The 26,731-nt window shown below is 74.5% G+C and carries 28 protein-coding genes; 12 read left to right on the forward strand and 16 right to left on the reverse strand.

Annotated elements, in window-relative coordinates:
- Positions 1 to 64: 64 nt before the first annotated feature.
- From AC4MBH_RS05690 to AC4MBH_RS05705, 4 genes are all read right to left on the reverse strand, one after another.
- A complete protein-coding gene (locus AC4MBH_RS05690) occupies positions 65 to 409 on the reverse strand; it encodes a DUF6331 family protein (protein WP_491793378.1) in 345 nt (114 codons plus the stop codon).
- Positions 410 to 434: 25 nt separating this feature from the next.
- Positions 435 to 854: an SAV_6107 family HEPN domain-containing protein gene (locus AC4MBH_RS05695; RefSeq protein WP_491794125.1), complete on the reverse strand. Its 420-nt coding sequence runs from the start codon at positions 852 to 854 to the stop codon at positions 435 to 437.
- Positions 855 to 864: 10 nt separating this feature from the next.
- Entirely contained in the window at positions 865 to 1,188 is a 324-nt protein-coding gene (locus AC4MBH_RS05700; protein WP_491793379.1) for a DUF6504 family protein, read from the reverse strand.
- A gap of 466 nt (positions 1,189 to 1,654) precedes the next feature.
- On the reverse strand, positions 1,655 to 2,155 hold the full coding sequence (locus tag AC4MBH_RS05705) for a hypothetical protein (RefSeq protein WP_491793380.1): 501 nt from the start codon (positions 2,153 to 2,155) through the stop codon (positions 1,655 to 1,657).
- A 68-nt stretch (positions 2,156 to 2,223) separates the two neighbouring features.
- Here AC4MBH_RS05705 and AC4MBH_RS05710 point away from each other — a divergent pair, with 68 nt between their 5' ends.
- The 4 genes from AC4MBH_RS05710 to AC4MBH_RS05725 are packed head-to-tail and all read left to right on the forward strand — an operon-like array spanning position 2,224 to position 6,065.
- A complete protein-coding gene (locus tag AC4MBH_RS05710; protein WP_491793381.1) occupies positions 2,224 to 2,721 on the forward strand; it encodes a YbaK/EbsC family protein in 498 nt (165 codons plus the stop codon).
- A 9-nt stretch (positions 2,722 to 2,730) separates the two neighbouring features.
- Positions 2,731 to 3,345 (forward strand): DUF4126 domain-containing protein, encoded by a 615-nt coding sequence (locus AC4MBH_RS05715; RefSeq protein WP_491793382.1) that lies wholly within the window; start codon positions 2,731 to 2,733, stop codon positions 3,343 to 3,345.
- Positions 3,336 to 4,730, forward strand: a complete 1,395-nt coding sequence (locus tag AC4MBH_RS05720) for a hypothetical protein (protein ID WP_491793383.1) — start codon at positions 3,336 to 3,338, stop codon at positions 4,728 to 4,730. The genes AC4MBH_RS05715 and AC4MBH_RS05720 overlap by 10 nt, the downstream gene beginning before the upstream one ends.
- An 18-nt stretch (positions 4,731 to 4,748) precedes the next feature.
- The gene (locus tag AC4MBH_RS05725; protein ID WP_491793384.1) at positions 4,749 to 6,065 is read left to right on the forward strand and encodes a phytoene desaturase family protein; all 1,317 of its coding nucleotides are present in this window, start codon (positions 4,749 to 4,751) and stop codon (positions 6,063 to 6,065) included.
- A 10-nt stretch (positions 6,066 to 6,075) separates the two neighbouring features.
- On the opposite strand, the gene AC4MBH_RS05730 is transcribed toward AC4MBH_RS05725, so the two are convergent.
- A complete protein-coding gene (locus AC4MBH_RS05730; RefSeq protein WP_491793385.1) occupies positions 6,076 to 6,690 on the reverse strand; it encodes an SIMPL domain-containing protein in 615 nt (204 codons plus the stop codon).
- Between the two features lie 23 nt (positions 6,691 to 6,713).
- Complete coding sequence (metF, locus tag AC4MBH_RS05735; protein ID WP_491793386.1) at positions 6,714 to 7,601, reverse strand: methylenetetrahydrofolate reductase [NAD(P)H]; 888 nt, start codon at positions 7,599 to 7,601, stop codon at positions 6,714 to 6,716.
- A 31-nt stretch (positions 7,602 to 7,632) separates the two neighbouring features.
- Between metF and AC4MBH_RS05740 the strand changes: the two genes are divergently transcribed.
- Entirely contained in the window at positions 7,633 to 8,715 is a 1,083-nt protein-coding gene (locus AC4MBH_RS05740; RefSeq protein ID WP_491793387.1) for a polyprenyl synthetase family protein, read from the forward strand.
- 39 nt (positions 8,716 to 8,754) lie between these two features.
- Here AC4MBH_RS05740 and AC4MBH_RS05745 read toward each other — a convergent pair whose 3' ends face one another.
- The 3 genes from AC4MBH_RS05745 to AC4MBH_RS05755 are packed head-to-tail and all read right to left on the reverse strand — an operon-like array spanning position 8,755 to position 10,043.
- Complete coding sequence (locus AC4MBH_RS05745; protein ID WP_491793388.1) at positions 8,755 to 9,150, reverse strand: barstar family protein; 396 nt, start codon at positions 9,148 to 9,150, stop codon at positions 8,755 to 8,757.
- Positions 9,147 to 9,653 carry a guanyl-specific ribonuclease gene (locus AC4MBH_RS05750; protein WP_491793389.1) on the reverse strand — a complete coding sequence of 169 codons (507 nt, stop codon included), beginning with the start codon at positions 9,651 to 9,653 and terminating at the stop codon, positions 9,147 to 9,149. Before AC4MBH_RS05750 ends, AC4MBH_RS05745 begins: the two co-directional genes overlap by 4 nt.
- A 3-nt stretch (positions 9,654 to 9,656) precedes the next feature.
- On the reverse strand, positions 9,657 to 10,043 hold the full coding sequence (locus AC4MBH_RS05755) for an Rv2175c family DNA-binding protein (protein ID WP_491793390.1): 387 nt from the start codon (positions 10,041 to 10,043) through the stop codon (positions 9,657 to 9,659).
- A 112-nt stretch (positions 10,044 to 10,155) separates the two neighbouring features.
- Here AC4MBH_RS05755 and pknB point away from each other — a divergent pair, with 112 nt between their 5' ends.
- The 4 genes from pknB to AC4MBH_RS05775 all read left to right on the forward strand — a co-directional run bounded on the left by pknB (position 10,156) and on the right by AC4MBH_RS05775 (position 15,462).
- Positions 10,156 to 12,135: a Stk1 family PASTA domain-containing Ser/Thr kinase gene (gene pknB / locus AC4MBH_RS05760; protein WP_491793391.1), complete on the forward strand. Its 1,980-nt coding sequence runs from the start codon at positions 10,156 to 10,158 to the stop codon at positions 12,133 to 12,135.
- A gap of 42 nt (positions 12,136 to 12,177) precedes the next feature.
- Entirely contained in the window at positions 12,178 to 13,128 is a 951-nt protein-coding gene (locus tag AC4MBH_RS05765) for a DMT family transporter (RefSeq protein ID WP_491793392.1), read from the forward strand.
- A 201-nt stretch (positions 13,129 to 13,329) separates the two neighbouring features.
- Positions 13,330 to 14,379, forward strand: coding sequence for a 3-deoxy-7-phosphoheptulonate synthase (gene aroF / locus AC4MBH_RS05770; protein WP_491793393.1), 1,050 nt, complete (start codon positions 13,330 to 13,332; stop codon positions 14,377 to 14,379).
- A gap of 57 nt (positions 14,380 to 14,436) precedes the next feature.
- Positions 14,437 to 15,462: an NADase-type glycan-binding domain-containing protein gene (locus AC4MBH_RS05775; RefSeq protein WP_491793394.1), complete on the forward strand. Its 1,026-nt coding sequence runs from the start codon at positions 14,437 to 14,439 to the stop codon at positions 15,460 to 15,462.
- A 28-nt stretch (positions 15,463 to 15,490) separates the two neighbouring features.
- Here AC4MBH_RS05775 and AC4MBH_RS05780 read toward each other — a convergent pair whose 3' ends face one another.
- Positions 15,491 to 16,588, reverse strand: a complete 1,098-nt coding sequence (locus AC4MBH_RS05780; protein ID WP_491793395.1) for a serine/threonine-protein kinase — start codon at positions 16,586 to 16,588, stop codon at positions 15,491 to 15,493.
- A gap of 52 nt (positions 16,589 to 16,640) precedes the next feature.
- On the opposite strand from AC4MBH_RS05780, the gene AC4MBH_RS05785 reads away from it, so the two are divergent.
- Positions 16,641 to 17,219, forward strand: coding sequence for an RNA polymerase sigma factor (locus AC4MBH_RS05785; RefSeq protein ID WP_491793396.1), 579 nt, complete (start codon positions 16,641 to 16,643; stop codon positions 17,217 to 17,219).
- A 15-nt stretch (positions 17,220 to 17,234) separates the two neighbouring features.
- On the opposite strand, the gene AC4MBH_RS05790 is transcribed toward AC4MBH_RS05785, so the two are convergent.
- The 4 genes from AC4MBH_RS05790 to AC4MBH_RS05805 all read right to left on the reverse strand — a co-directional run bounded on the left by AC4MBH_RS05790 (position 17,235) and on the right by AC4MBH_RS05805 (position 22,671).
- Positions 17,235 to 18,455 (reverse strand): hypothetical protein, encoded by a 1,221-nt coding sequence (locus tag AC4MBH_RS05790; RefSeq protein WP_491793397.1) that lies wholly within the window; start codon positions 18,453 to 18,455, stop codon positions 17,235 to 17,237.
- A 61-nt stretch (positions 18,456 to 18,516) separates the two neighbouring features.
- Positions 18,517 to 19,524 carry a threonine aldolase family protein gene (locus AC4MBH_RS05795; protein ID WP_491793398.1) on the reverse strand — a complete coding sequence of 336 codons (1,008 nt, stop codon included), beginning with the start codon at positions 19,522 to 19,524 and terminating at the stop codon, positions 18,517 to 18,519.
- A 241-nt stretch (positions 19,525 to 19,765) separates the two neighbouring features.
- Positions 19,766 to 21,124 (reverse strand): class II 3-deoxy-7-phosphoheptulonate synthase, encoded by a 1,359-nt coding sequence (locus AC4MBH_RS05800; protein ID WP_491793399.1) that lies wholly within the window; start codon positions 21,122 to 21,124, stop codon positions 19,766 to 19,768.
- 68 nt (positions 21,125 to 21,192) lie between these two features.
- Positions 21,193 to 22,671, reverse strand: coding sequence for an APC family permease (locus AC4MBH_RS05805; RefSeq protein ID WP_491793400.1), 1,479 nt, complete (start codon positions 22,669 to 22,671; stop codon positions 21,193 to 21,195).
- Positions 22,672 to 22,827: 156 nt separating this feature from the next.
- On the opposite strand from AC4MBH_RS05805, the gene AC4MBH_RS05810 reads away from it, so the two are divergent.
- Both AC4MBH_RS05810 and AC4MBH_RS05815 read left to right on the forward strand, forming a co-directional pair.
- Entirely contained in the window at positions 22,828 to 23,388 is a 561-nt protein-coding gene (locus AC4MBH_RS05810) for a TetR/AcrR family transcriptional regulator (protein WP_491793401.1), read from the forward strand.
- The gene (locus tag AC4MBH_RS05815; RefSeq protein ID WP_491793402.1) at positions 23,385 to 24,872 is read left to right on the forward strand and encodes an MFS transporter; all 1,488 of its coding nucleotides are present in this window, start codon (positions 23,385 to 23,387) and stop codon (positions 24,870 to 24,872) included. Before AC4MBH_RS05810 ends, AC4MBH_RS05815 begins: the two co-directional genes overlap by 4 nt.
- A gap of 72 nt (positions 24,873 to 24,944) precedes the next feature.
- Here the strand turns inward: AC4MBH_RS05815 and AC4MBH_RS05820 are convergent, their stop codons facing one another.
- Both AC4MBH_RS05820 and AC4MBH_RS05825 read right to left on the reverse strand, forming a co-directional pair.
- Positions 24,945 to 25,973 (reverse strand): 6-phosphofructokinase, encoded by a 1,029-nt coding sequence (locus AC4MBH_RS05820; protein ID WP_491793403.1) that lies wholly within the window; start codon positions 25,971 to 25,973, stop codon positions 24,945 to 24,947.
- A 61-nt stretch (positions 25,974 to 26,034) separates the two neighbouring features.
- Complete coding sequence (locus tag AC4MBH_RS05825; RefSeq protein ID WP_491793404.1) at positions 26,035 to 26,691, reverse strand: hypothetical protein; 657 nt, start codon at positions 26,689 to 26,691, stop codon at positions 26,035 to 26,037.
- Between the last annotated feature and the right edge of the window lie 40 nt (positions 26,692 to 26,731).

A 26,731-nucleotide genomic window follows, 5' to 3' on the forward strand; every position in this document is an offset into this window, starting at 1 on the left:
AGGGCCTCCGGCTGGCTCGACCCCTGCGCGGATCGATCGAACAAGTGTTCGACCAGGTTCGATGCTAGGGCACGGCGAGGTCGTCGCGCGAGCCCGGGTGGAGGTGCCGGGCGAGCTCGTCGAGCACGTCGGCGAACACCGTCGGCGGGCCGCTCTCCCCGAGGCGGGACGCCGTCACGTCGCGGCCGGCGGGCAGCGCACGGAGCGCCTGTGCACCGGCGCGCAGCTCGGCCGCCAGCGCCGCGGCGGCCTCGTCGTCCACGTCGTGGTCGCGGCGGGCGCGGCCCACCGCGGCGGCGGAGACGTCGAACGCGTCGAGCCCGCAGCAGGCCGCGACGCACCAGGTCTCGAGCGACCGCCACAGCCACTCGGCGTCGGGAACGAGGGCGTCGATGCTGCTGGTCGCCACGGCGACCAGTCCACCACGCGGTTGGTCAGGACACGCGGCGTACCAGCTGCTCGCGGACCGGGGCGTGGGGCACGAGCCCCAGGGACTGCTCGACGACGGCGAGGAACCGGTCGGCGTCGCGGACGAGGTCGTCGGCCTCGCGCTCGGAGACCGACCGGGTCGAGCCGGCCTCGGCGGCGGCGCGCTTGGCCGCGCCGCCGGCGAAGAAGGTGGCCCACTCGGTGAGCTCGGGTGCGACCTCGGCGAGGAGCACCCACGCGTTCTTCTGCGGACGCCGGCGGGTGGGCGCGGGCCGGGCCCGGGCAGCCAGCAGCGCGGCAGCCGCGCGCAGGGCGGCGACGTGGGCGCAGGCGTAGCGGGTGGTCACCTCGGTGGCGGCGGTGGCCTCGGCCAGCGACTCGGCGGAGCGGGCGAGGTAGGAGTGGGTGGTGGCCGGCAGCATCATCACGGTCACCTCAGTCCTCGCACCCGACGAGCTGCCAGGAGCCGTCGGCGCTGTCGAAGGAGAGGTCGAAGACGCCGTCGCCCTCGAGCCCGCCACGGCCCGCGCGGACCCGCCAGAGCTCGCGCTCACCGAGCAGGTCGCGCACCGGCGCCAGCACCGCGCCGTCGACGGGCCGCTCGGCGTCGTCGGCCTGCCACCAGGCGCCGGTCTCGACCCAGTGGGCGAGGACGGCGCGCACCTTCCACAGCCGCCCGCGCCACAGGAACTGCTCGGGCTCGGGGCCGTTCTCCGGCGCACTGCGCCGGACCTCCACGGGATCGTCGTAACGTCGCACACCGGCCTCCTCACCGAACGGGGTTCCGACGGGGCCGGGGGTCGAGGTCGGCCCCGCCGGAGATCGAACACGTGTTCGAACAAGGAGAACGCTACAACCGACCACCGACAGTGCCAAGGGACCTGCCCGGTCGAGGGCGACCGGCGCCGGTCGAGGAGCGCGGCGACGACCGCCTCGAGGCGGGCGAGGCTGCTTCCGCTGTGGTGGTTTCGAGACGGTTGCTAGCGCAACCTCCTCAACCACCGCCGGGTGACGCCTGGCGCACCCGGTGACCCACGCTGGTCGAGGAGGTCGGCCACGACCGTCTCGAGACCCGGCGAGGAAGCCTCCGCTGTGGTGGTTTCGAGACGGTTGCCAGCGCAACCTCCTCAACCACCGTGGGCGACGGCTGCTGGCGCAACCTCCTCAACCACCGTGGGCGACGGTTGCTGGCGCAACCTCCTCAACCACAGTCGGGGACGGTTGCTCAGCCGGCGTCGGTGGCGGTCTCGACGCGCGTGGGCTCCGCGTCGGCGGCTCGGGCGGAGGCGGGGGGGTGGGGGGCGACGGCGGTGGCCATGCCCGGGCGGTAGAGCAGGACCAGGAGCAGCAGGGCGAGGAGCAGCCAGCAGAGCGAGAGCACGGTGAACGGGACGGGCGGGCCGGTGCGCAGCACGGCCACGGCCGAGATCGCCAGCAGGGCGAAGGTGACGCCCAGGCTGTGCCGGGCCCAGTTGTGCCCGCCGAGCAGGAAGGCGAGCAGCACCAGCACCAGGGCCGTGACGACGACGTCGAGGACCACGATGACCGGGGTGAACGACGGCGCCGACCGGGCGCTGTCGGCGGTGGCGCCGACGGCGTCGTAGCTGCGCAGGATCTCGTCGTCGAGGACCGCGGAGAGGACCGTCAGCACCGCCCCGAGAAGCACGAGCGCCCAGACGAGCCACACCACGCGGGTCACCGCGACCGGCCGGTCCCTGCCCTCCACGCGCGTACCGCCTCTCCTCGTCGTCAACTCCGTCGTGCTCGGCCCGCCCGAGCCTCTAGGGTCGGCCCATGTCGAGCACCGGCGACCCCACCGAGCCCTCCGAGCACCCCAGCATCGCCCGCTTCCGGACCGAGCACACGCGGCTCGGCGGCACCGGCGAGATCGTCATTCTGCCCGACTCCGTGCACACCGCGGTCCTCGCCGCCCAGGCCCTGGGCTGCGAGCCCGGCGCGATCGCCAACAGCCTGCTCTTCGACGCGGGCGGGAACCCGGTGCTGATCCTCACCTCCGGCGCCCACCGGGTCGACACCGCCAAGGCCGCGGCGGCGATCGGCGTCGACCGGCTGCGCCGCGCCACGCCCGACTTCGTCCGCGCGCACACCGGCCAGGTGATCGGCGGCGTGTCGCCGATCGGGCACCCGGCGCCGGTGGCGACGTACCTCGACCCGTGGCTCGAGCAGCACCCCGTCCTGTGGGCGGCTGCGGGGCACCCGGCGGCGGTCTTCTCCACGACGTACGACGAGCTGGCCCGGCTCACCGGTGCCACCGTCGTGGACGTCGGGTAGGCGGGAGGCGTGGAGTCGCTCGCGCTGTCGTTCTCCAGCGGGTGGGCCAGCGGCGTCAACGCCTACCTGGTGGTGCTCGTGCTCGGGCTGTCCGAGCGCTTCGGTGGCGCCGACGTGCCCGAGGTGCTCGGCCGCTGGGACGTGCTCGCCGTGGCCGGCTTCCTCTACTCCTTCGAGTTCGTCGCCGACAAGATCCCCTACATCGACTCGACCTGGGACGCGGTCTCCACGTTCATCCGGCCCACCGCGGGCGCGGTCGTGGGCCTGCTGCTCGCCGGCGACGCCGACTCCCTCACCCAGGCGATCAACGCGTCGGTCGGCGGCACCACGGCCCTGGCCTCCCACGCGGTCAAGGCCGGCAGCCGGCTGGCCATCAACTCCTCCCCCGAGCCGGTCACCAACATCGCCGCCAGCGTCGTCGAGGACGTCGTGGTGCTGGCCCTGGTGGCGTTCGCGATCACCCACCCGGAGGCCGCCGCGGCGATCGCAGCGGTGCTGCTGGTGATCGGGCTGGTGGTGCTGTGGTTCGCGCTCAAGCTCGTCAAGCGGGGCTGGCGGCGGTTCCGCGCGCACCGCTCCCGTCGTACGACGGACGCCGCGGCAGGAGCGCCGCCGTGGACCTGAGCGACGACACCGTCCGGGCCGCCGTGACCGCCCGCCTCGGCGAGCTGTACGCCGGTCGCCCGGTCGTGCTCGGGCCCGGGATCCTGGCGGGCCTGGCGCCGTTCGTCGAGCGGTTCCGGGCCCTCGGCTGCCCGGTCCTGGTGCTCTCCACGGGCACCGGCGCCGGTCCGGTGCCCGAGCCGGGCTCGTGCACCGTCGTCGACGTGGAGCTGCCGCCCACCGCGTCGATGACCGAGGAGGTCCGCTTGCTCGACCGGGTGACGCGGACGCTGCCACCCCACGTGGTCGCGGCGATCGAGGCCTTCGACCCCGAGCGCCGGGCGTGGTGGCGGACCATGCCGTTCGTGACCACCGACGAGCCGGTCCTGGGACGACCGGTGACGGGTGGACGCCCGGCCGCCTGGATCGCGCTGGAGGACAAGGTGCTCGCCGACGCCGTGTGGGACGCCGCTGGCGTCGAGCGGGCGCCGTACGCCGTCTGCGACGTCGACGCGGCCGCCCTGGAGCGGGCCGGTGCCGCCCTGGCGGGCCCCCTCGGCGTCGTGTGGAGCGGCGACGCCCGCGACGGCGTCAACGGCGGTGGCAACTTCGTGCGCTGGGTGGTCGACGACGGCGACCGGGCGGCGGCGTACGCGTTCTTCGCACCGCGCTGCGACCGGGTGCGGGTGATGCCGTTCCTCGACGGCGTGCCGTGCTCGATCCACGGGTTCGTGCTGCCCGACGGCACCGCGGCGCTGCGCCCGGTCGAGATGGCCATCCTGCGCCGGCCCGCGACCCGCACGTTCGTCTACGGCGGGCTCTCGACGTGGTGGGACCCGCCCGCCGCCGATCGCGAGGCGATGCGCGCGGTCGCGCGCCGCGTGGGCGACCACCTGGCGGCCGCGCACGGCTACCGGGGTGCGTTCGGCATCGACGGCGTGCTCACCGCCGACGGCTTCCGGCCCACCGAGCTCAACACCCGGATGTCGGCCGGCGTCAGCACCCTGGCCCGCGTCGACCGCGACTTCCTCACGCTGCTCCAGGACCACCTGGTGGCCGGGCTCGACCCCGGCGTGACCGTCGCCGACCTCGAGTCGCTGGTGCCGCTGATGGACGCCGACCGCACGGGTCGGCCGTCGGCCGTCGGCCAGGGCGTCCGGCTCGGCGCGACGGTCGAGTACGACGTCACCTGGGACGGCACGCTGGTCCGCTCGGCCGAGCCGACCGGCACCACGCTCGCCGCTGCCGACACCCCCGTCGGGTTCTTCGCCAAGCTCGAGCCGTGCGCGCTCCTCGCGCCGGGCGACCGGCTGGCCCCGCTCAACGTCGCCCTGCTCGCCCACCTCGATGCGGCGCACGGCACCAACTTCGGCGAGCTCGAGGCCGCGCCCGACCTCCGCCGCTGAGCCTCGTAGGGTGCGCGCATGGCGCGGGTGGTGGTGGTCGGCGGCGGGTACGGCGGGCTGGCCGCGGCCGCCCGGCTGGCCAAGCTCGGCCACGACGTCACCCTGCTCGAGGCGTCGGGCTCGCTCGGCGGCGCGCTGACCACGGTCGAGTCCGACGGGTTCACCTGGGACGCCGGCCCGACCTACCTGCACGTCCCCGCCGTCGTCCGCGACCTGTTCCGCAAGAGCGGCCGGCCGCTGGAGGCCGAGCTCGGGGTCGAGCCGGGGCAGGAGCTGGAGCCGCTGTCGGTCGTGCGCGAGCACCGCTTCGTCGACCGGACGGCGGTCCGCCTGCCGGCCGGGTCGCGGCACGACCAGGTGACGGCGTTCGACGAGCTCGGGCCGGGCCTCGGCGCGGCGTGGGACGCCCACGTGTCGTCGTACGCCGCGGTGTGGGACGTGCTGCGGCGGCACTACTTCGAGGAGCCGTGGACGCCGGCGGCCCTGCCGCGCGAGGTGGCCGCAGTGCTCGACAGCCGCGAGCACCTGCACAAGCGGCTGCGCAAGGCGTTCCGCGACGACCGTCCTGCGATGGTGGCCGGGCACCTGTTCGTCGCCGACGGCCACGACCTGCGCAACGTGCCGGCCTGGGCCGGCGTGGCGACGTACCTCGAGCAGCTCTTCGGTGCCTGGACCCTGCCCGGCGGCCTGCACCGGCTGCGCGACCTGCTCGCCGCCCGACTGGCGACGCGGGGCGTCACGGTGGTCCTCGACACCCCGGTCCGCGACCTCGTGGTGCGCGAGGGCCGGGTGGCGGCGGTGGTGACCGAGGTGGGCGAGGTGGCCGCCGACGTGGTGGTGTGCGCCGTCGACCCGCGCCGGCTGCCGACGCTCGCGCCGCACGTCGAGCGGACCACGCCGGCCATGCCGCCGGTGATCACCCACCTCGGGCTCGAGGGGCCGAGCGACCTCGAGCACGAGACCGTCCTGCACGGCGACCCGATGGTCGTGCTCCGCCCGGGCGGCACCGCGCCCGCCGGGCACAGCGCCTGGACCGTGCACGGCCGCGGCCGGCTGTCGGAGGACCTGCTGACCGTGCTCGCGCGCGCCGGCGTCGACGTCCGCGACCGGGTCGTGGCCCGCGTCGACCGCAGCCCGCTCCAGACCGTGCAGGCGTGGGGCGGGTCGCCGTACGGCGTCCTGTGGCAGGGCCGCGGCACCGTGCGGCAGCGCCTGGGGCCGACCACCCCGGTGCCCGGCGTGTACGCCGTCGGGGCGCACGCGACGCCCGGCTCGGGCCTGGCCTACGTCGGCCTCGGCGCGGCGCTGGTGGCGGGCGTGGTGGGCCCGGCCTGAGCCGCGACGCTCAGCCGAGCTCGAAGGTGACGGTCACCGAGGCGGCGACGTCGGCGACACCGCCCTCGAACCCGACCCCGGTCTTGGCGGAGTCGAAGACGTGCGCGCCCAGCAGGCGGTCGACGCCGAACGCCCCCTCGGTCACCGACACGACCGCGCCGAGCGTGGAGCCGGCGAGCCCGGCGAGGTGCTCGGCGCGCCGGCGGGCGTCGGCGTACGCTGCCTCGCGGGCGGCCGCGAGGTGCTCGGCGCTCGGGGTGGCAGTGAGCTGCACGTCGTCGACGGCGAGCCGGTCGCCGACCTCGTCGGCCAGGGCCTGCAGCAGCGCGGCGGCGACGTCGATGCCGCCGCACCGGATGCGCAGCGCGTGGCGCGCCTCGAAGCCGCCCTCCTCACCGTGCCGGTCGTAGCGGGGGCCGGTGCTGAGGCCCTCGGTCGCGACGGCGGCGGTCTCGACGTGCCTGCGGGCGGCCTCGACCACCGCGGCGCGCGCCGACTCCGCCCCCGACAGGGCGGCCGACAGCGTGGCGGCGCCGTGCACCGCCGCCACGCGCAGCACCGCGCTGTCGCGGGGCACCGCGACGGCGCCGTGACCGGTGGTGGTGACCGTGCGCGAAGCGAGCATGGCCCCGACCGTAGCCGCCAGGCTCAGGCGGTGATGCGGAGCCGGTCGAAGATCTCGAGCGTGGCCCGCGACCGGTTGAGGGTGTAGAAGTGCAGGCCCGGGGCGCCGCCGTCGAGCAGCTCCTCGCACAGCTCGGCCGAGATGGCGATGCCCTCGGCCCTGATGGCGACCGGGTCGGTGTGCCGCGAGATCCGCTCGACCAGCTCGTCGGGCACCGACGTGCCGATCAGCTCGCCCTGGCGCTGGAGGGCGTTGACGTTGAGGATCGGCATGATGCCCGGGAGGATCGGGATGTCGACGCCGCGCTCGCGCACGCGGGCGACGAGGTCGAAGTAGTCGGCGGCCCGGAAGAACATCTGGGTGACGGCGTACTCGGCCCCGGCCTGGGCCTTGGCGACCAGGATGTCGGCGTCGTGGTCGCGCGACTCGGCGTTGGGGTGGCCCTCGGGGAACGCCGCCACCCCGATCCGGAAGTCACCGCGCGAGCGGGCCAGCTCGACCAGGTCGAGGGCGTAGGTCAGCCCGCCCTCGGTGGGCGTCCACTCCGCCCGCGGGCCGTCGGGCGGGTCGCCGCGCAGCGCCATCAGGTGGTGGACGCCGGCCTCGACGTAGGTGTCCAGGATCCGCTCGAGCTCCGCGCGGGTGTGGCCCACGCAGGTCAGGTGGGCGACCGGCGTCAGCGAGGTCTCGCGGGCGATGCGACCGGTGATCTCGACCGTGGTGTCACGGGTGGCGCCGCCGGCGCCGTAGGTCACCGAGACGAACGTCGGGGCGTAGGGCTCGAGGTCCTGGATCGCCTTCCAGAGCTGGGCCGTGCCGGCCTCGTCCTTGGGCGGGAAGAACTCGAAGGAGATCGACCGCTCGCCCTCGGCGATGACCTCGGTCATGCTGCGTCCGCGACCCGTTGCCATGGCGGGAAGGGTAGAGCCCTAGGGTCGGAAGGTGGTCATCGGCGACGGCACCTGGGACGACGTCGGCTTCCGCGCCGACCTCGACGCGACGCTGACGGCGTTCCTCGACGCCCAGGGCGTCCTGCTCGCCCCGCTCGGCCCCGACGCCGACCGCCTGGTGGCCGAGGCCCGTACCTCCGTCGCCGGCGGCAAGAAGTTCCGGGCGGCGTTCTGCCACTGGGGCTTCCGCGCGCTGCAGCCCTCGGCCACCGACCGCGACCACGCCGCGCTGCTGCGGGCCTGCGGCGCCCTGGAGCTGCTGCACGCGAGCGCGCTCGCCCACGACGACCTGATGGACGCCTCCGACACCCGCCGCGGACGCCCGTCGGCCCACCGCGCCCTGGAGTCCGAGCACCGCGCCGCGGGGTGGCGCGGCGACGCCGAGCAGTACGGCGCCGCCGGGGCGATCCTGCTCGGCGACCTGCTCCTCACCTGGTCCGACGAGCTGCTGCGCACCTGCGGCCTCGCCTGGGACCGCGTCGGGCCGGCGCTCGACGTCTTCGACCTGTGCCGCACCGAGGTGATCGCCGGGCAGTTCCTCGACATCTCCGTCCAGGCCCGCGCCCACGCCGACGTCGACGGCGCGATGACCGTGCTGCGCTACAAGTCGGCGAAGTACTCGATCGAGCGCCCCCTCCACGTCGGCGCCGCGCTCGCCGGCGCCGGACCCGACGAGCTGGCCGCCCTGACGGCGTTCGGCCTCCCCCTCGGCGAGGCGTTCCAGCTGCGCGACGACCTCCTCGGCGTGTACGGCGACCCCGCCACCACCGGCAAGCCCGCCGGCGACGACCTGGTCGAGGGCAAGCGCACCGTCCTGGTCGCCCACGCCCTCGACGCCGCCCCCGGCCCCGACGCCGCGCTCCTCGACCGCTCGCTCGGCACGGCCCTGGGCGACGCCGACGTCGCCCGGTTGCGCGACGTCATCACCGCCAGCGGCGCCCAGGACCGGGTGGAGGCGATGATCAGCGACCTCGCGTCCACGGCGGTCGCCGCGCTCGACGCCGCCGGCCTCGACGCGCAGGCCACCGCCGTGCTGCGGGGGCTCGCCGCCGCCGTCACGCAGCGGGTGGTCTGAGGCGGTCGCACCAGCTCCCCCAGGCGTGTGCGACGACCCCTAGTCCAGCTCCGGCAGCCCCGTCTCGGGCCCGTCGCCGCGCAGCAGCACGCTGACCCGCTCCCCCAGCACCTCCACCGCGATCGCGAAGACCCGCGGCTCGGCCCGGGCCAGGGCCGACCAGGCGTCCCAGAGCAGCACGGTGCCGTCGGGCACGTCGCGCAGGCAGTCGACGAGGGCGTCGAGGTTGGCGCCGTACCAGTCGGGGAAGCCGAGCGCCGCGGCCAGCGCCGCGTGCATCTCGGCCGCCGACCCGACCCGCACGCCGTCGACGTGGGCGAAGGGCCGGCCCGCGAGCTCGACGGTGTGCCGCACGTCGGCGACGTCGTGGGCCGCCCGCCAGCGGTAGGCGCCCGGGGGCGTCCGGCCCGCGAGCAGGCCAGCGAGCCCGCTCACCGCGAGATCCGCTCGAACGACCCGTAGTGGTCGGCGGTCCAGTAGAGCTCGCCCTCGTCGCCGCCCACGATCCGGCGGGCACCCCGGTCGTCCGAGCCGGGCGTCTCGACGGTGTACTCGGCGTAGTAGCCGCGCTCGCGGTCGGGCAGCAGGCCCTCGCGGTTCTCGAAGGTCTCGCCGTCCTCGGCGTAGGGGAACGGCCCGCCCGCGTCGATCAGGTCGACGGTGGACGACGCCTCGGGAGGCAGGTCGGCGAGCGCCACGAACGGCAGGCCGCTGACCGGGTCGACGCTCCGTCCACTCGGCCCGCTCCCCTCGTTCGGCAGGACCTCCCGGGTCGCCGACGTCGACTCCTCCGGCTGGCCCGGGCCGGTCGACGTACCGGGGTCGCGGCCGCTGAGCAGCCAGACGCCGACGGCCACCGCCACCACGAGCAGGATCGCGACGGCGCTCGAGGTGCGCGGCGGCGACCCGTCCTCGGGTGGCGGCAGCCGGGTGACCACCGGCTAGAACCCGAGCGCCTGCGCGCGCCGCTTGACCTCGGTGCCGCGGTTCTCGCGCAGGGCGTCGATGGCCCGGCCGGGGAAGTCCTGGTCGAGGAACAGCCAGGCGATGCACTCGCGGTCGTCGTAGCCGTTGTCGTGCATCACGGTCAGCAGGCCCGGGAGCCCCTTGACCGGCATCGCGTCCTGGATCAGGTCGGCCGGCACCTGCTGGCCCGCGCCCGGCGTCGGCACGGCGGCCGCGAGCTCGTGGTCGCGGATCATCGTGCGGACCTTGGCGACGGTGACCTCGAGCCGGCGCGCGGCCTCGGCCCAGTCGATCCAGTCCGGCACGAGCGCGGCCAGGTCGGCCTCGGCGAGGGTGGGCTCGGGGCGGGGCTCGCTGCTCATGACGGCAGTTTTGCACGCGCCACGCCGGACCCGCAGGCGCGGCCCGGTGACCCGTGGGCCCGTACCATGGGGCCGTTCCGGTCCCTTCCCCGACCGGGCAGGAGGGTCGATCGTGCCGAGTCACGCGAGCGCTGCGGACGCCGTCCGCGGCCGGCTGCTCGACGGCCGCTACCGCATCGGGCCCCGGATCGCCCGCGGCGGCATGGCGAGCGTGCACGAGGCCCTCGACGAGCGCCTCGACCGGGTGGTCGCGGTCAAGATCATGCACGCGGGCCTGTCCGACTCCGACAGCGACCGCGACTTCGCCGACCGGTTCGTCCGCGAGGCCCGCGCCGCCGCGCGGCTCTCCCACCCGAACGTCGTGGCCGTGCACGACCAGGGCGACGACGACGGCACCGTGTTCCTGGTGATGGAGCTCGTCAGCGGCCACACCCTGCGCGACACCATCACCAAGGAGAGCCCGATGCCGCCGGCGCGGGCCCTCGCGCTGATCGAGCCCGTGCTCTCCGCCCTCGCCGCCGCCCACCGCGCCGGACTGATCCACCGCGACGTCAAGCCCGAGAACGTCCTGATCGCCGACGACGGACGGGTCAAGGTCGCCGACTTCGGCCTCGCCAAGGCGATCAGCGCCGACACCCAGCACACCGCCACCCAGGGCGTGCTCATCGGCACCGTGTCCTACCTCGCCCCCGAGCTGGTGGTCGACGGCCGCGCCGACGAGCGTGCCGACGTCTACGCCGTGGGCGTGCTGCTCTACGAGCTGCTCACCGGCGAGAAGCCGCACGAGGGCGAGACCCCGATCGCGGTCGCCTACAAGCACGTGCACCACGACGTGCCGCCACCGTCGGAGCGCGTGCCGGGCCTGCCGGCGTACGTCGACGCGCTGGTCGCCCGCGCCACCGCCCGCGACCGCGGCACCCGGCCGGCCGACGCCTCGGTGCTGCTCCACCAGGTCCACCGGGTCAGCCAGGCGCTGGCCGACGGCGTGCCCGAGGACCCCGAGCTGACCCAGGACCTCTCGCCGTTCCTGGCGGGCCGCACCAGTGCGCTGCCGCCGTGGGAGCCGGCCGACCTGCGCGAGCCGACGACGGCGCTGCCGCTCTTCGACGACCACGCGGTCGACGTCCGGCCGTCCCCGCCGGTGCCGCCGGTCCTGCCGCGACGCCAGCCCTCGCCGCCGCAGCAGCCCCCTCGCCAGCAGGCGCCGCGACGACGTCGCCGGGGCGTGGTCCTGCTCGTCCTCGCCCTGGTCCTCGCGCTCGGCGTCGGCGGCGGTGCGTTCTGGTACGGCTGGGCGCGCTACTCCGCCGCTCCCACCGTCGTCGGCGACACCCGCGCCGACGCCGTGCAGTCGCTGCGGGGCGCGGGCCTCGACGTCGTCTTCGCCGACCCCGTCTACGACCCCGACCTCCCCCAGGGCTCGGTCGTCGAGGCCGAGCCCGGCGGGGGTGCGCGCGTCCTGGACGGCGACAAGGTCACCCTCACCCTCTCGCTCGGCGAGCTGCTGGTGCCCGGGGTCCGCGGCCTCGACGAGGACGCCGCCCAGGACGCCCTGCTCGAGCGCCAGCTCGACTTCGGCGAGAGCATCCAGCGCTACTCCGAGAAGCTGCCCGCGGGCACCGTCCTGTCCAGCCAGCCCAAGGCCGGCACCGAGCTCGAACCCGGCGCGACGGTCGACCTCACGGTCTCGATGGGCCCGAAGCCGATCAGGGTCGGCGACTGGGTCGGCGACGACTACGACGAGGCTGCCGCCACGCTCGAGAGACGCGGCCTGGTCCCCGAGGTCGCCGAGGAGGTCTTCGACGACGAGGTCCCCGCGGGCGTCGTGATCGACCACGAGCGCCTTGGCGGCGAGCTGCCCCGCGGCCGGACCGTCTCCTTCGTGGTCTCCAAGGGCCCCGAGCTGGTCGACGTGCCCGACGTCTACCTCTTCGGCGTCGAGGCCGCCGAGGAGGCGATGCGCGACGCCGGCTTCGAGGTCGAGGTCGAGGAGGACGACGGCGGGTTCGGCCTCGGCTACGTCGTCCGCGCCGAGCCCGGCTGGGGCGGCTCGGCCCCCAAGGGCGCCACGATCACCCTCTTCGTCGTCTGATCCCGAGGGGCCCGGGCCGGGCCCCGTCTCCCCGCCGCCGGGATGGTCCACACCCACACCCAGGCCCAGGAGCCCCCGTTGCCGTCCGGTACGACGACCCGCCGCACGACCGTGCTGGCGCTGCTCGCGCTGCTGGCGATGGCGCTGGTGTGGGGCTCGACGTTCGTGCTGATCAAGGACCTCCTCGACCGGGTGCCGACGCTCGACTTCCTGGCCGTGCGGTTCCTCATCGCGGGCGTGGTGATGGTCGTCGTGGCGCCCCGGGCCCTGGCCCGGCTGTCCGCCGCTGCCCGCCGGCAGGCCGTCGTCCTCGGGGCCCTCTACGGGCTCGCGCAGATCCTGCAGACCGCGGGCCTGGCCCACACGCCGGCGAGCGTGTCGGGCTTCGTCACCGGGCTGTACGTCGTCGCCACGCCGCTGCTCGCCGCGCTGCTGCTGCGCGCGCGGCTGACGGCGTACACCTGGAGCGCGGTGGTGCTCGCGACCGCCGGGCTCGGGGTGCTGACCCTCGACGGGCTCTCGGTCGGCTACGGCGAGGCGATCACGCTGGTCGCAGCGGTGCTCTACGCGCTGCACATCGTGGCGCTGGGCGCGTGGGCGAGGAGCGAGGACGCCCTGGGGCTCTCGATCCTGCAGCTGCTGGTGATCGCGGTCATCTGTCTGGTCGCCACCGCACCCGACGGCGTCGTGCTGCCGGCGACCACCGCCGACTGGGTCTCGGTGGTCTACATGGCCGTGATCGCGGGCGCGGCCGCCCTGGTCGCGCAGACCTGGGCGCAGGCCCACGTCGCGCCGACGCGGGCGGCGATCGTGATGAGCATGGAACCGGTCTTCGCGGCCACGTTCGCCGTCGGGTTCGGCGGGGAGTCGGTGACCTGGAGACTGCTGGGCGGCGGGGCGATGGTGCTGACGGCGATGCTCGTCGTCGAGGCCGGGCCGCGCCGGGAGAGCGAGGGTCCCGACCCCGGCGAGGTGCAGCATCTCGCGGTGTGAGCCAGGATCGGCGGTCCGCCGGACGGCGGTCTAGAGTCCTCTCCGTGGCGCCGACCTATTTCTTCGCACACCTGCCGGGAGTCCCCGTGCAGGCTGTGTCCTAGACGCGCCCGCACCCACCAGACGCCCCGGCCACCGGCCCGGGGCGTTCGTCGCGCCAGGACCGGCAACCGGGGCCCCACACGGAACAGAGGAATCACCATGGTCGTCGTCATGTCGCCGGACGCCACCGACGAGGACGTCGCGCACGTCGTCGAGAAGGTCGAGTCGGTCGGCGGGGAGGCCTTCGTCAGCAAGGGCGTGGTCCGCACCATCATCGGGCTGGTCGGCGACCTCGAGTCGTTCCACCACCTCAACCTGCGCACCCTGCGGGGCGTCGCCGACGTCCACCGGATCTCCGACCCCTACAAGCTCGTCAGTCGGCAGCACCACTCCGGCCGCTCGACGGTGTGGGTCGGCCGCGGCGAGCGCCGCGTGCCGATCGGGCCGGACACGTTCACCTTCATGGCCGGGCCGTGCGCGGTCGAGTCGCCCGAGCAGACGCTCGAGGCGGCGCAGATGGCACAGGCGGCCGGCGCCACGATCCTGCGCGGCGGTGCGTTCAAGCCGCGCACGTCGCCGTACGCCTTCCAGGGCCTGGGTGTCCGGGGCCTGGAGATCCTCGCCGACGTGCGCGAGGCCACCGGGCTGCCCGTGGTCACCGAGGTCGTCGACGCCCGCGACGTGCCGGTGGTCGCCGAGCTGGCCGACATGCTCCAGATCGGCACCCGCAACATGGCCAACTTCGGCCTCCTGCAGGCGGCCGGCGACGCCGGCAAGCCGGTGCTGCTCAAGCGCGGCATGACCGCGACGATCGAGGAGTGGCTGATGGCGGCGGAGTACATCGCCCAGCGCGGCAACCTCGACGTCGTCCTGTGCGAGCGGGGCATCCGCACGTTCGAGCCGGCCACCCGCAACACCCTCGACATCTCGGCGGTGCCGGTCGTGCAGGCCACCAGCCACCTGCCGATCATCGTCGACCCGTCCCACGCTGCCGGGCGCAAGGACATCATCGTCCCGCTCTCGCGCGCGGCGATCGCCGTGAGTGCCGACGGGATCATCGTCGACGTCCACCCCGACCCCGAGACGGCGCTCTGCGACGGGCCGCAGGCCCTGCTCGGCAACGACCTGCGCGAGCTCGCCCAGGCCGTACGCCGGCTGCCCGAGCTGGTCGGCCGCGTGGGCTCCCAGGAGCGCATGGGTCGCGGCTGACCCTCGTCCGGGGCGCTGGTTAGGGTGTCCCCGACCCCAGCCAGGAGGAACCGACCGATGGACCAGTGCGCCCGCTGCGGCCACGACCTGGGCGTCGGCCGCTTCTGCGTCGGCTGCGGACACCCGCGGGGCGACGACGACGCCGTCACCAGCACCGCCGAGCGCGGGGCGGTGCCGGGCCCGCCCGGCTCCCTGGCCCCACCGACCGTCGGCGCCGCGACCGTGGAGTCGCCGTGGGGTCCCGCGGCCCCGCCACCGGCCTACCAGACCCCGCCGCGGGCGCGCTACCCCATGTACGCCGACGAGCCGGCGCCCGCCGGGCCCGCCAGGCCCGACACCTGGTCCACGCCCGCCGTGGCCGACGCCGGTGGCCCCGCGGGCGGCGGGCGGCGCCGGGTGCTGCCGTGGCTGCTCGCTGCCGTGGTGCTGGTGCTGGTCGCCGCCACCGGCGTCTTCCTGCTGCTCGACGGGGACGACGGCGGCGGCGACCGCTCCGCCGCGACCGACCGGCCGACCGGCGACGCCGGGTCACCCGGCTCCGCACCGCCCTCCACGGCGCCGTCGACCCCACCCTCGACCGCGCCGGAGTCGTCGGAGCCGCCCCGCGGCGACCCCACCGACGTCACACCGCTGGCGACGGTCACCGCGCCGAGCACCGCACCCCCGGGACGCGACGTCGACGGCGAGGTCGTGCGCTACGACGCGTCGAACATGGTCGACGGGAAGCCCGACACCACGTGGCGCACCCCCGGCGACGCCGCCGGCCAGGCGATCATCCTCACCCTCGACGAGAAGGTGGGCCTGTCGTCGGTGGGGTTGCTCAACGGCTACGCCAAGACCGATCCCGGCTACGACGGCTACACCGCCAACCGCCGGGTGCTGGCCGTCGCGTGGACGTTCTCCGACGGCACGGTCGTCAGCCAGACGCTCGGCGACTCGCGCCGGGTGCAGTCGGTGCCGGTCGACGTGGTCACCGAGAGCGTCGAGCTGCGCATCCTCGAGGTCAGCCGCCCCGGCCGCGGACCGGCCGGCCGTGACTTCACCGCCATCAGCGAGGTCTCCCTGGTCGGCGCCCCCGACTGAGGCGGGTCTGCCCCGGCCCAGGTCGGGGTCACCGGACGAGCTGGACCACGCCGTACGCCGCCCCGAACGTCGAGAGCAGCACCAGCAGCACGAGCAGCGTCGCGACGACCGGGCCCGGTCCGGTGCGTCCCGGCTCAGCCGGTGACTCAGCCGGTGGCTCGGCCGGTGGGTCCGTGGCGGGGACGGGCTCGACCGGGTCGACGGGAGTGACCGGCGGGGACGACGTCCGCACCACCGTGGGTGGCGACGCCGACGCCGACGCGGCGACAGGACGGGCGACGGCGTCGTCGGGCAGGGCGGCGGCCAGCGCGTCGGCGAACGAGCCGACGTCGGGCCAGCGCTCCTCCGGGCGCGGGTGGACGGCGCGCAGCAGCACGTCGTCGACGGCCCGGGGCACCTCGACGAGCGCCGACGGCGGCACCGGCGGGCGGCCGCCGACCAGCTCGGCGAAGCCGCCGTCACGCAGCAGCCGCCCGGTGAGCAGGTGGTAGGCGACGGCGGCGAGCGCGTGCACGTCGGCGCGGGTGTCGAGCCCCTCGCCGGTGACCTGCTCGGGTGCCATGTAGGCAGGGGTGCCGACGACCTGGGTGAGCCCGCTGGCGTGCAGCATCGCCTTGGCGACCCCGAGGTCGGCGACCATCAGCCGGCAGGCCGCGAGCACGGCCGGGGTCGGCGGCGCGTCGGCGACCGGCGCCCCGTCGCTGCGCAGCAGGAGGTTCTGCGGCTTGACGTCACGGTGCACGATGCCGCGCTCGTGCAGGACGGCGAGGCCCCGGGCGGCCTGCTCCACCAGCGGCACGACGTGCCGCGGCGCCCACGGCTCGCCGGTGAGGCCGACGTCGAGGGAGCCGCGGTCGGCGTAGGTCATCACGAACCACGGCGTGCCGTCGGTCTCGCCGAGGTCGTGCACGCGCACCAGGTGGTCGGAGTCGGCCGCGCGCAGGATGCGCGCCTCCTCGAGGAACCGCTCCCGGATGTCGAACCGCTGCGCCCAGTTGTCGGCGAGCGCCTTGACGGCGACGTCGCTGCGCAGGTCTTCGTCGCGGTAGAGCCAGACCGTCGCGAATCCGCCCGCCCCGAGCTGGCGGACCCGGTGGAGCCGGCCGAGCCGTTCGGGGAGGGACACGGCGGTTATCGTGCCAGAGCCCCTCCCCGCCGAGACCACCGCTGGAGCACCCGTGAGCCCCGTGACCGAAGCCGCCGACACCGCCGAGGGGGCCGACGCGCTCGACGCGCTGGCGCTCACCGCAGCGGCGGGCGACCGCGACGCCCTCGAGCGGGTCCTCGCGGTCGTCGCCCCCCGGGTCCAGCGCATCTGCGGCTCCATGCTCCTGCACCCCCAGGACGCCGAGGAGGCGGCCCAGGACGCGCTGCTGCTGGTCGCGACCAGGATCGGACAGTTCCAGGGGCGCAGCCGGTTCACCACGTGGGTGCACGTGGTGGCCTCCAACAGCGCCCGGTCGACGTACCGCTCCCTCAAGCGGCGCTCGGCCGAGCAGTCCACCGACCAGATGCCGCTGCACGTCGACCCGCGCACCACCAGCGTCATCGCCGGCAGTCGCCTCGACCTGCTCGAGGCGCTCGAGGTGGTCGGGCGCGAGCACCCCGAGTACGTCGAGCCGCTGGTGCTGCGCGACGTGCAGCAGCTCGACTACGCCGAGATCGCCCGCGTGCTCGACCTGCCGCTCGGCACCGTCAAGGCGCGCATCCACCACGCCCGCAAGGCCGTGCGGCCGTTGCTCGCCGTGGTCGAGTAGCGGTGACCGCGGCGCTCAGGTGGTGGTGCCGAGGACCGCGGTCTCCGCAGGGTCGTCGAAGCGGGCCAGCCCCTCGCACCCGGTGCTGCTGCAGGCCGAGATGACCGTGCCGTCGCCGTAGAGGTTCTTGGCCCCGAGCACGAGCACCAGGTCGTCGCGCAGGTAGACCCCCTCGAGGGACGCGTCGGGCAGCGAGATCTCCGCGGGCTGCGACGTGCCGCTGGTCGCCAGCGGGCGCAGGACGCCGGGGCCAAAGCCGTCGGTCTCCCAGGGCAGGGCGAGCACGGCGCTGCTGTCGTCCTTGAACGACGGCACGCCGGAGAACTTGCTGCCGCAGTCGATCACGGCCTCCGCCGGGGAGTCCGCAGGAGCGACCACGGGGGCGACGACCGCGCACGACGCGAACCCCGTCTCGGCGTCCTTGCCGGTGCGCGACACCCCGGCGTACCAGCGGCCGTCCGGCGAGATCGCCCACTGCCCGCCGACGTCCTCGGAGACCACCGCCATCTCGTAGGTCTCGTCGTACTCCTCCGAGGTCGGGGCGGACGCCAGCCGGCCCAGGAGCACGACCGTGCGGCTCTGGTCGTCGGTCCAGGTCGAGGCGACCGAGTCGTCGCCCACGAACTGCGCGCCGCCCACGGCGTACTGGTCAGGGGAGATGCCGCTCTTGATCGTGTCGACCTCCTCGCCCGTCTCGATGTCCCAGACGCCGTAGGCGAAGCCCCTCTCCTTCATCGCCACGTAGCGCGTGCCGTCGGGGCTGACGTCGCCGTCGCCGAACGTGTCGGCGAGGAGCGTCACGGACCCGTCGGGCCGCACGACCGACACCTCGTACGACGGCTCCTGCGGGCTGGTCCTCGTGGCCACCACCCAGGAGTCGGCGGCCCGCTCGAGGGAGGCCGGCTCGTCGATCAGCTGGATCCGGACGGACTGGTCGCCGTCGACCAGCTGGCGCTGGGTCGCCCAGAACACCTCGCCCGCCTCACCGGGGGCGATCGAGCCGGCGGCGTCCTCGGTCGGCTCGGCGCCGGACGTGGTCGTCGGTGCGCTCGTCGTGGTCCTCGCCGGTGCGGGCGTGGGTCCGCTCGACGTGACGGTGCTGCCCGCGCTCGCGGCGCCGCCGTCCTCCCGGTCCGCGTCGCCGCCGCCGCCGGCGAGGGTGGTGGCGGCCACGGTGCCGCCGGTCGCTCCGACGACGGCGGCGACGGCGAGCAGCATGGTGAGCGTGCGGTTCATGGCGGGTCCTCGGGGCTGGGAGCTGGTGTCGCGGGGTCCGACGCCCGCGGCGGCCGAAAGGTTACGACCCGGGGGTGACGACCTGGGCCAGGGCGCTCGCCGCCCGCTCGGCGTCGGCCCGGGTCACGCCGAGATGGGTGACCATCCGCACCGTCGTCGGGCCGACCGGCGCGACGCGGACCCCGGCCGCGGCGGCCGCCTCGACGAAGGCGGCGGCGTCGGAGCGCTCGACGACGACGATGTTGGTCTCGACGCCGGCCGGGTCGACCCCACAGGCCTCGGCGAGCAGCCGGGCGTGGGCGTGGTCGTCGGCGAGACGCTCGAGGTGGTGGTCGAGGGCGTGCAGCATCGCGGCCGCGAGCACGCCCACCTGCCGCAGCCCGCCGCCCATCCGCTTGCGCCAGACCCGGGCCTCGGCCACGGTGTCGGCGGTGCCGACCAGGACCGACCCCACGGGCGCCCCGAGCCCCTTGGACATGCAGACCGACAGCACGTCGGCGACGGCGCCGTAGTCGGCCAGCGGCGTACCGGTGGCGACGTGGGCGTTCCAGATCCGTGCCCCGTCGAGGTGGACGCCGACCCCGACGCCCGTCGCCCACTCGCGCAGGTCGCGCAGCAGGTCGAGCGGCAGCACCGTCCCGCCGGCGAAGTTGTGGGTGTTCTCCACCGAGACCGCCGCCGTCCGCACGAAGAACGGGCCCATGTCGGGGGCGTGCAGCCCGCGGATCGCGTCGAGGTCGGCGTGCCCGCGCGGGTGGGTCCAGGTCCGCATCGTGACGCCGCTGTAGGCGCCGTGCGCCCCCAGCTCGGCGCGCGCGATGTGGGCCGAGCTCTCGCACAGCACCTCCTGGCCCGGCTGCACCAGCGACCGCACCGCCAGCACGTTCGACATCGACCCGGTCGGCATGAACAACGCCGCCTCGTGCCCGAACATCTCGGCGACCCGCTCCTGCAGCGCCAGCACCGTCGGGTCCTCGCCGTACACGTCGTCCCCGACCTCCGCCCCCGCCATCGCCGCCCGCATCGCCTCGGTCGGGGTGGTCAGGGTGTCGCTGCGCAGGTCGATCACCCACCCATCAAACCCGGTGACCCGTCGCATCGTGGCGACGGGTCGGCGTGCCGTGCCGCGCGATCGAACGGGAACGACAGATCGACGCACCCAGAACTTGCCGTTGCCGTTCGATCGCGCGGGAACGACAGATCGACGCACCCAGGACCTGCCGTTGCCGTTCGATCGCGCGGGAACGACAGATCGACGCACCCAGGACCTGCCGTTGCCGTTCGATCGCGCGGGAACGACAATTCTGCGCTCAGGTCGAGCGGGCTCGGAGCATCTCGGCGACGAGGAAGGCGAGCTCGAGGGACTGGACGCGGTTGAGGCGGGGGTCGCAGACGGACTCGTAGCGGTCGCCGAGGTCGGCCTCGAGGAGCTCCTCACCGCCACCGACGCACTCGGTGACGTCGTCGCCGGTGAGCTCGACGTGGACGCCGCCGGGCCAGGTGCCGAGCTGGCGGTGGACGTCGAAGAAGCCCTGCACCTCGGCGATGACGTCGTCGAAGGCCCGCGTCTTGTAGCCGGACGACGCTTCGAAGGTGTTGCCGTGCATCGGGTCGCAGACCCAGGCGACGGCGAGTCCCTCGCTCTGCACCTTCTCCACCAGCGCCGGCAGCCCGTCGCGGATCCGGCCGTGGCCGAAACGGGTGATGAAGGTCAGCCGGCCCGGGATGTTGTCGGGGTTGAGCCGCGCTGCGAGGGCGATGGCGTCGTCGGGCGACGTGGTGGGCCCGAGCTTGACGCCGATCGGGTTGCGGACGTGGCTGAGCAGCTCGACGTGGGCGCCGTCGAGCTGGCGGGTGCGCTCGCCGATCCAGACGAAGTGCCCCGACAGGTCGTACGTCCCGCCCGTGCCGGAGTCGATGCGCGTCATCGCGTGCTCGTACTCCAGCACCAGCGCCTCGTGGCTGATGTGGAAGTCGACGCGGTGGAACTCGTCGGGGTCGGCGCCGATGGCCTCCATGAACGCCATCGCCCGGTCGATCTCGTTGGCCACCGCCTCGTAGCGCTGGCCGGCCACCGAGTCGACGACGAAGTCGGTGTTCCAGGTGTGCACCTTGCGCAGGTCGGCGTACCCACCGGCGATGAAGGCGCGGATCATGCTCAGCGTCGCGGCCGAGGTGCGGTGCACCTCGAGCAGGCGCGCCGGGTCGGGCACCCGCGACTTGGGGGTGAAGTCGTAGCCGTTGACGGCGTCGCCGCGGTACGCCGGCAGCGTGATGCTCTGCCCGTCGACGGTCCGGGTCTCGAGGTCGGACGAGCGGGGCTTGGCGTACTGGCCGGCGAGCCGGCCGAGCTTGACCACCGGGACCGAGGCGGCGTAGGTCAGCACGACCGCCATCTGCAGCAGCACCCGCAGCTTGTTGCGGGTGTTGTCGGCGGTCACGCCGGCGAACGTCTCGGCGCAGTCGCCGCCCTGCAGCAGGAAGGCCTCGCCGCGGGCGACGGCCGCGAGCTTGTCGGTCAGCTCGTCGCACTCGTGGGCGTAGACCAGCGGGCGCAGGTCGCGCAGGCGGTCGACGGTGGCGTCGACGGCGCCCCGGTCGGGGTACGACGGCTGCTGGGCCGGATGCAGCGCATGCAGGCTCGCGAGGTCGGGAAGGGTGCTGCTCACCGTTCCAGCCTACGGCGGTGCCGGACTCGGTCCCGACACGGCCGCAGCCGGCGGACGGCTCGCCCCGGTCACTCCTCGAGCGACTCCACGTCGCGGAACCCGGTGCGCTGACCGCGGGCACCGCGGTTGATCAGCCAGGTGATCGCCCACAGGACCACACCGATGGCCAGGAGCGCACCGGCGATGCGGTACTGGATCCAGTCCTCACGCACCCGGGCCCAGGGACCGACCAGGTAGGCGCACAGGACCGCGCCGAGCCACGGCGTCCACACGGGGGCGGAGAAGGAGCCATTCGCCCCACGACGGCGCAGCACCAGGCAGCACACGTGGACCACCGCGAAGACCCCTAGCAGCAGGAGACCGGTGGTGCCTGCGAGCGAGCCGACGACGTCGCCCTCGGGGTCGCTGCGCACGTAGGCGATCAGGCCGAAGGCCATCAGCGTCGTGAACACGATCGCCACCCACGGCGAGCGGCGGCCGGGCAGCACCCGGGCGAGCGGGCGGGGCAGCACGTCCTGCTTGGCGAGGCCGTAGAGCAGCCGGCTGGCCATCAACATGTTGATCAGCGCCGTGTTGGCGACCGCGAACACCGTGAGGAACGGGAAGATCTTGTCGATCGGGACGTCGGGCGCGCCCACCCGCACGACGTCGAGCAGGATGCCGGCGTCGGGGTTGACCGGCTTCAGGACGTCGCCGGGCGGGATGACGATCACCACCGAGATGGCCACCAGGACGTAGAGCAGGGCGCAGATCCCCAGGCCGGTCAGCATCACCCGGGGGAAGATGCGGTCGGGCTCGCGCACCTCCTCGACCATGTTGATGGAGTCCTCGAAGCCGACCATCGCGAAGAACGCGATCGTGGTGCCGATGGTCACCGCGGCGAACAGCGAGCGGTCGGTGGAGGACTCGAAGACCACGATCCGGCCCGCGTCGCCGTCGCCGTTGACCATGGCCCAGGCGCCGATGGCGATGATCACGACGAGGGCCGCGATCACCACGAGCGTCAGGACGACGTTGAACTTCACGCTCTCGCCGACCCCGCGCAGGTTGATCAGGGCCAGGATCGAGATGAACACCAGCGCGGTCACCAGGGTGGCGGTGTTGCCGGTCGGCATGCCGTCGACGAACTGCTCGATTCCGATCAGCAGGTTCTCCGCCACCAGGCCCGACGACGTCGAGGCGCTGGTGATGCCCGAGCAGACCACCGCGAAGGCCACGATGAAGGTGAGGAAGTGGACGCCGAACGCCTTGTGCACGAAGAGCGCGGCACCGGCGGCCTGGGCGTGCTTGCTGACCAGCTCGAGGTAGGACAACGCCGTGAGGGCAGCGATGGCGAAGGCGACGAGGAACGGCAGCCACGCCACGCCGCCGACCTGGGCCGCCACCTTGCCCGTGATCGCAAAGATGCCGGCGCCGATGATGTCGCCGACGATGAAGAGCAGCAGGAGCTTGGGCCCCATCACCCGCTTGAGGCCCTGGTCGCCGTCCTGGGCGCCGTCAGCGATGTCGGTGGCGCCGTCCTGGTCGTGCTTGTCGTGCGTGGTCATGTCCGGGGCACCTCCGCGTTGAAGGACGGTGTGCCTACCCAACACCCCGCACGGGCCGTCTGTCTGCCCCCCGCTCCGGACGGTACGCCGCCGGATTGAGACATCAGTGTCTCGTGTGAGACATTCATGTCTCACACCTGCGATCGGAGCACCACCATGGCCACCCGCGACGAGGTCCTCGCCGCCGCCCAGCGCCACCTCAACGTCGACCCGCGCGCCTCGATGGCGGTCATCGCGGCCGCCGCCGGCGTCGGGCGAGCCACGCTGCACCGGCACTTCGCCTCGCGCGACGACCTCCTGCACGAGCTCGGCACGCGCTCGCACGACCGCTGGGAGGAGAGCCTCGACGCCGTCGACGCCGCCGGCGCGGCGCGGTCGGGCGACGCCGCGCGCATCGAGGCCTGCCTGCGCGACCTGTTCTCGCGCTACCTCGCCGACTCCGACGACTTCGGCTTCGCGCTGACCGACGGCTACCTCACCTCCGCCCCCGACCTGCTGACCCGCTCCGACCGGTTGGCCGCGCGCGAGGTCGACCTGCTGGCCGCCGGGCAGGCGGCCGGGGTGCTGCGCGACGACGTACCGGCGCGCTGGCTGGGGCACGCCGTCTACGGCCTCCTGGTGGCCGCCCGCGAGGCCGTGCGCGAGGGCGACGTCGCCCGGCGCGACCTCGACGAGACGGTCCTGTCGACGTTCCTCACCGGCGGAGGTGCGCGATGAGCCTCGCGACGCCCAGCACGCAGCAGGCCCCCGCCGACCGCCGTCGGTGGGCCGGACTCGCCGTCCTGGCGATGAGCCTGCTCGTCGTGGTGATGGACATGACGATCCTCAACGTCGCCCTCCCCGACCTCACCGCCGACCTGCGACCCTCGGCCGTCGCCCAGCTGTGGATCGTCGACGCCTACGCCCTCGTGCTCGCCGGGCTGCTGGTGCCGCTGTCGGCGCTCGCCGACCGCTGGGGACGTCGTCGGATGCTGCTGAGCGGTTTCACGATCTTCGGCGCCGCGTCCCTGCTGGTGCTGCTGGCCGACTCCCCCGCCGCCGTGATCGGCGTCCGGGCTCTGCTCGGCGTCGGTGGCGCGATGATCATGCCGGCGACGCTCTCCCTGATCCGGGTGCTGTTCGCCGACCAGCGCGAGCGGGCGCTGGCGCTGGGCATCTGGGCCGCGATGGCGTCGGTCGGCGCCGCCGTGGGCCCCATCGTCGGGGGCGCGCTGCTCGAGGTGTTCAGCTGGCACGCGGCGTTCCTGGTCAACGTGCCGCTGATGGTCGTGGCGGTCCTGGCCGGCCTGCGGTTCCTCCCCGAGAGCCACTCCGACCGGCCCGGACGCATCGACGCCACCGGCGTCGTGCTGTCGGTGAGCGGCATGGTCGCCACCGTGTACGCCGTCAAGCAGCTCGGCAAGCACGGCGTCGACGTACCGGCCGTCGCCGTGCTGGTGCTCGGCGTCCTGCTCGTGACCGCGTTCGTCCGCCGGTGCCTGCGCCAGGACGACCCGATGCTGGCCGTGTCGCTCTTCGCCGACCGGGTCTTCCGGGCCGGCGTGCTCACGGCGCTCGCCAGCAGCACCGTGATGATGGCGCTGCTCCTCGTCGCGTCGCAGTGGCTCCAGCTCGTGCAGGGCTGGGGCCCGCTGCTCGCCGGCACCGCGCTGCTGCCCCTGGCCGTCGGGGGTCTGGTCGGCTCGCCCTTCGCGCCCGCCCTGGCCGCGCGCATCGGCGTCCGCACGGTGCTGGTGGCCGGCCTCATGGCCACCGCGGCCGGCCTCGCCGCGGTCGCCCTCCTCCCCCACCCGCTGCCGTACGCCGGCCTGGCGCTGGCGTTCCTCGTGGTCGGCCTCGGCACGGCCGCCCTGGGCGTGGGCTCCGCCCTGATCATGGGCCGGGCGCCGGCGCACCAGTCCGGCTCGGCCGCGGCGATGGAGGAGATGTCCTACGAGCTCGGCGCCGTGCTCGGTGTCGCGGTGCTCGGCAGCCTGGCCGGCGCGGTCTACCGCGCCGGACTCCCCGCCTCGGCCGGCCCCGCCACCGTCGAGTCCCTGGCCGGCGCCCGCGGCACCCCCGAGCTCGCGGCCGCCACGGCGTCGTTCACCGAGGCCTTCGCCGTCGTCGGGCTCACCGGCTCGGTGCTCGCGCTGCTCGCTGCCGGTGTGGTGTGGCGGTGGCTCCCGCGCGACCTCGACCTGGCCGACCTGCAGCACTGACGACCGATACCTCGACCTCTGGTCGACCTCGCGCAGCCCGCGGAGGTCGACCAGGAGTCGAGGTATCCCGGCTCAGCCGAAGAACACCGCCGCCTCGGCGTACTCCTCGGGGGAGACGAGCTTGAGCTCGGCGGTGCCCTCGGCGAGGGGGACGCGGACGATGCGGGTGCCGCGCAGGGCCATCATGGTGCCGAAGTCGCCATCGGCGACGGCGTCGATCGCCTGCAGGCCGAAGCGGGTGGCGAGCCAGCGGTCGAACGCCGTGGGGGTGCCGCCGCGCTGCACGTGGCCGAGCACGACGGCGCGGGCCTCCTTGCCGGTGCGCTGCTCGATCTCGGCGGCCAGCCGGTCGCCGATGCCGCCGAGGCGGACGTGGCCGAACGCGTCGACCTCGCCGGAGACCATCGTCATCTCGCCGCCCTCGACGGGCACCGCGCCCTCGGAGACCACGATGATCGGGGCGTACTGGGTCTGGAAGCGGGTCTCGACGAGCGCGCACACCTTCTCGATGTCGAAGGGCTGCTCGGGGATCAGCACGGCGGACGCGCCGCCGGCGATGCCGGCATGCAGGGCGATCCAGCCGGCGTGGCGGCCCATCACCTCCACGACGAGGACGCGGTGGTGCGACTCGGCGGTGGTGTGCAGTCGGTCGATGGCCTCGGTCGCGATGTTGACCGCGGTGTCGAAGCCGAAGGTGAAGTCGGTGCCGGAGAGGTCGTTGTCGATGGTCTTGGGCACCCCCACGACGGACACACCGAGGTCGGCGAGCTTGGTCGCGACGCCGAGGGTGTCCTCGCCGCCGATGGCGACCAGGGCGTCGACGCCGGCCGCGGCGAGGTTGTCCTGGATCTGCTCCACACCGCGGTCGATCTTGAACGGGTTGGTGCGCGAGGACCCGAGGATGGTCCCGCCGCGCGGCAGGATGCCGCGGCACTGCTCCACCCCGAGCGGCATGGTGAGGCCCTCGAGCGGCCCCTTCCACCCGTCCCGGTAGCCCACGAACTCGAACCCGTGCGAGCGCACGCCCTTGCGGACCACCGCCCGGATCACCGCGTTGAGTCCTGGGCAGTCGCCGCCTCCGGTGAGCACTCCGACGCGCATCCGTGTCCTCCTGATGTTGGATCGATCCAAGCCTGTCGGGGACACTCAACCACCTCCGCCGTCAGGCGACGAGGGTCGCGACGCAGGCCGATACGGCGAGCCCCACGGCCCCGCCGGCCACGAACGCCACCAGCAGGCCGGCGTACCCACCGACCACAGTGCGGTCGGTCGGCAGCCGCTCGGCCGCCCAGCGCGGGTCGGCGTCGACCTCGACCAGCCGCTGCGTCGTCACCCGGTCGTCGAGGACCGCGGCGTCGCGGTGCCGGGGATGCACCAGCAGCACGGCGGGCACGCCCTTGCCGTGCAGCCCGAGCTCGGCGGGCACGGCCGCCGCGACCCGCCGCGCCGGCCCGTCGCCCACGACCGTGAGCACGGTCAGCGCGGCCTGGCCGCGTCCCGCGCCGCGGCCGGGCACCCACGACGGCAGGTCGACCACGCGCCGTCGTACGACGCGGCCCAGCGCGGCCACCGGGTCGACCGCGCCCGACGCGATCTCCGAGGTCGCCTCGACGACCCGGGCGCGGAACCGCCGCTCGCCCCGGAGCAGCACGGCCGGCCACACCAGGACCAGCAGCACCTCCACCCCGAGCCCGGCCAGCAGCATCGCCAGCGCCAGCCCGGTCGAGGCGTCGACCACGGGACCGCCCAGCATCAGTCCGACCGACGCGCCGAACCCGGCGACCAGCAGGCGGGTGGGCCAGGCGATGTCGTTGAGCACGGGTGCCACCCTGCCCGCCGGTCGGCGGTTCACACGGTCG

The organism is Nocardioides sp. WJ219 (assembly GCF_058559815.1).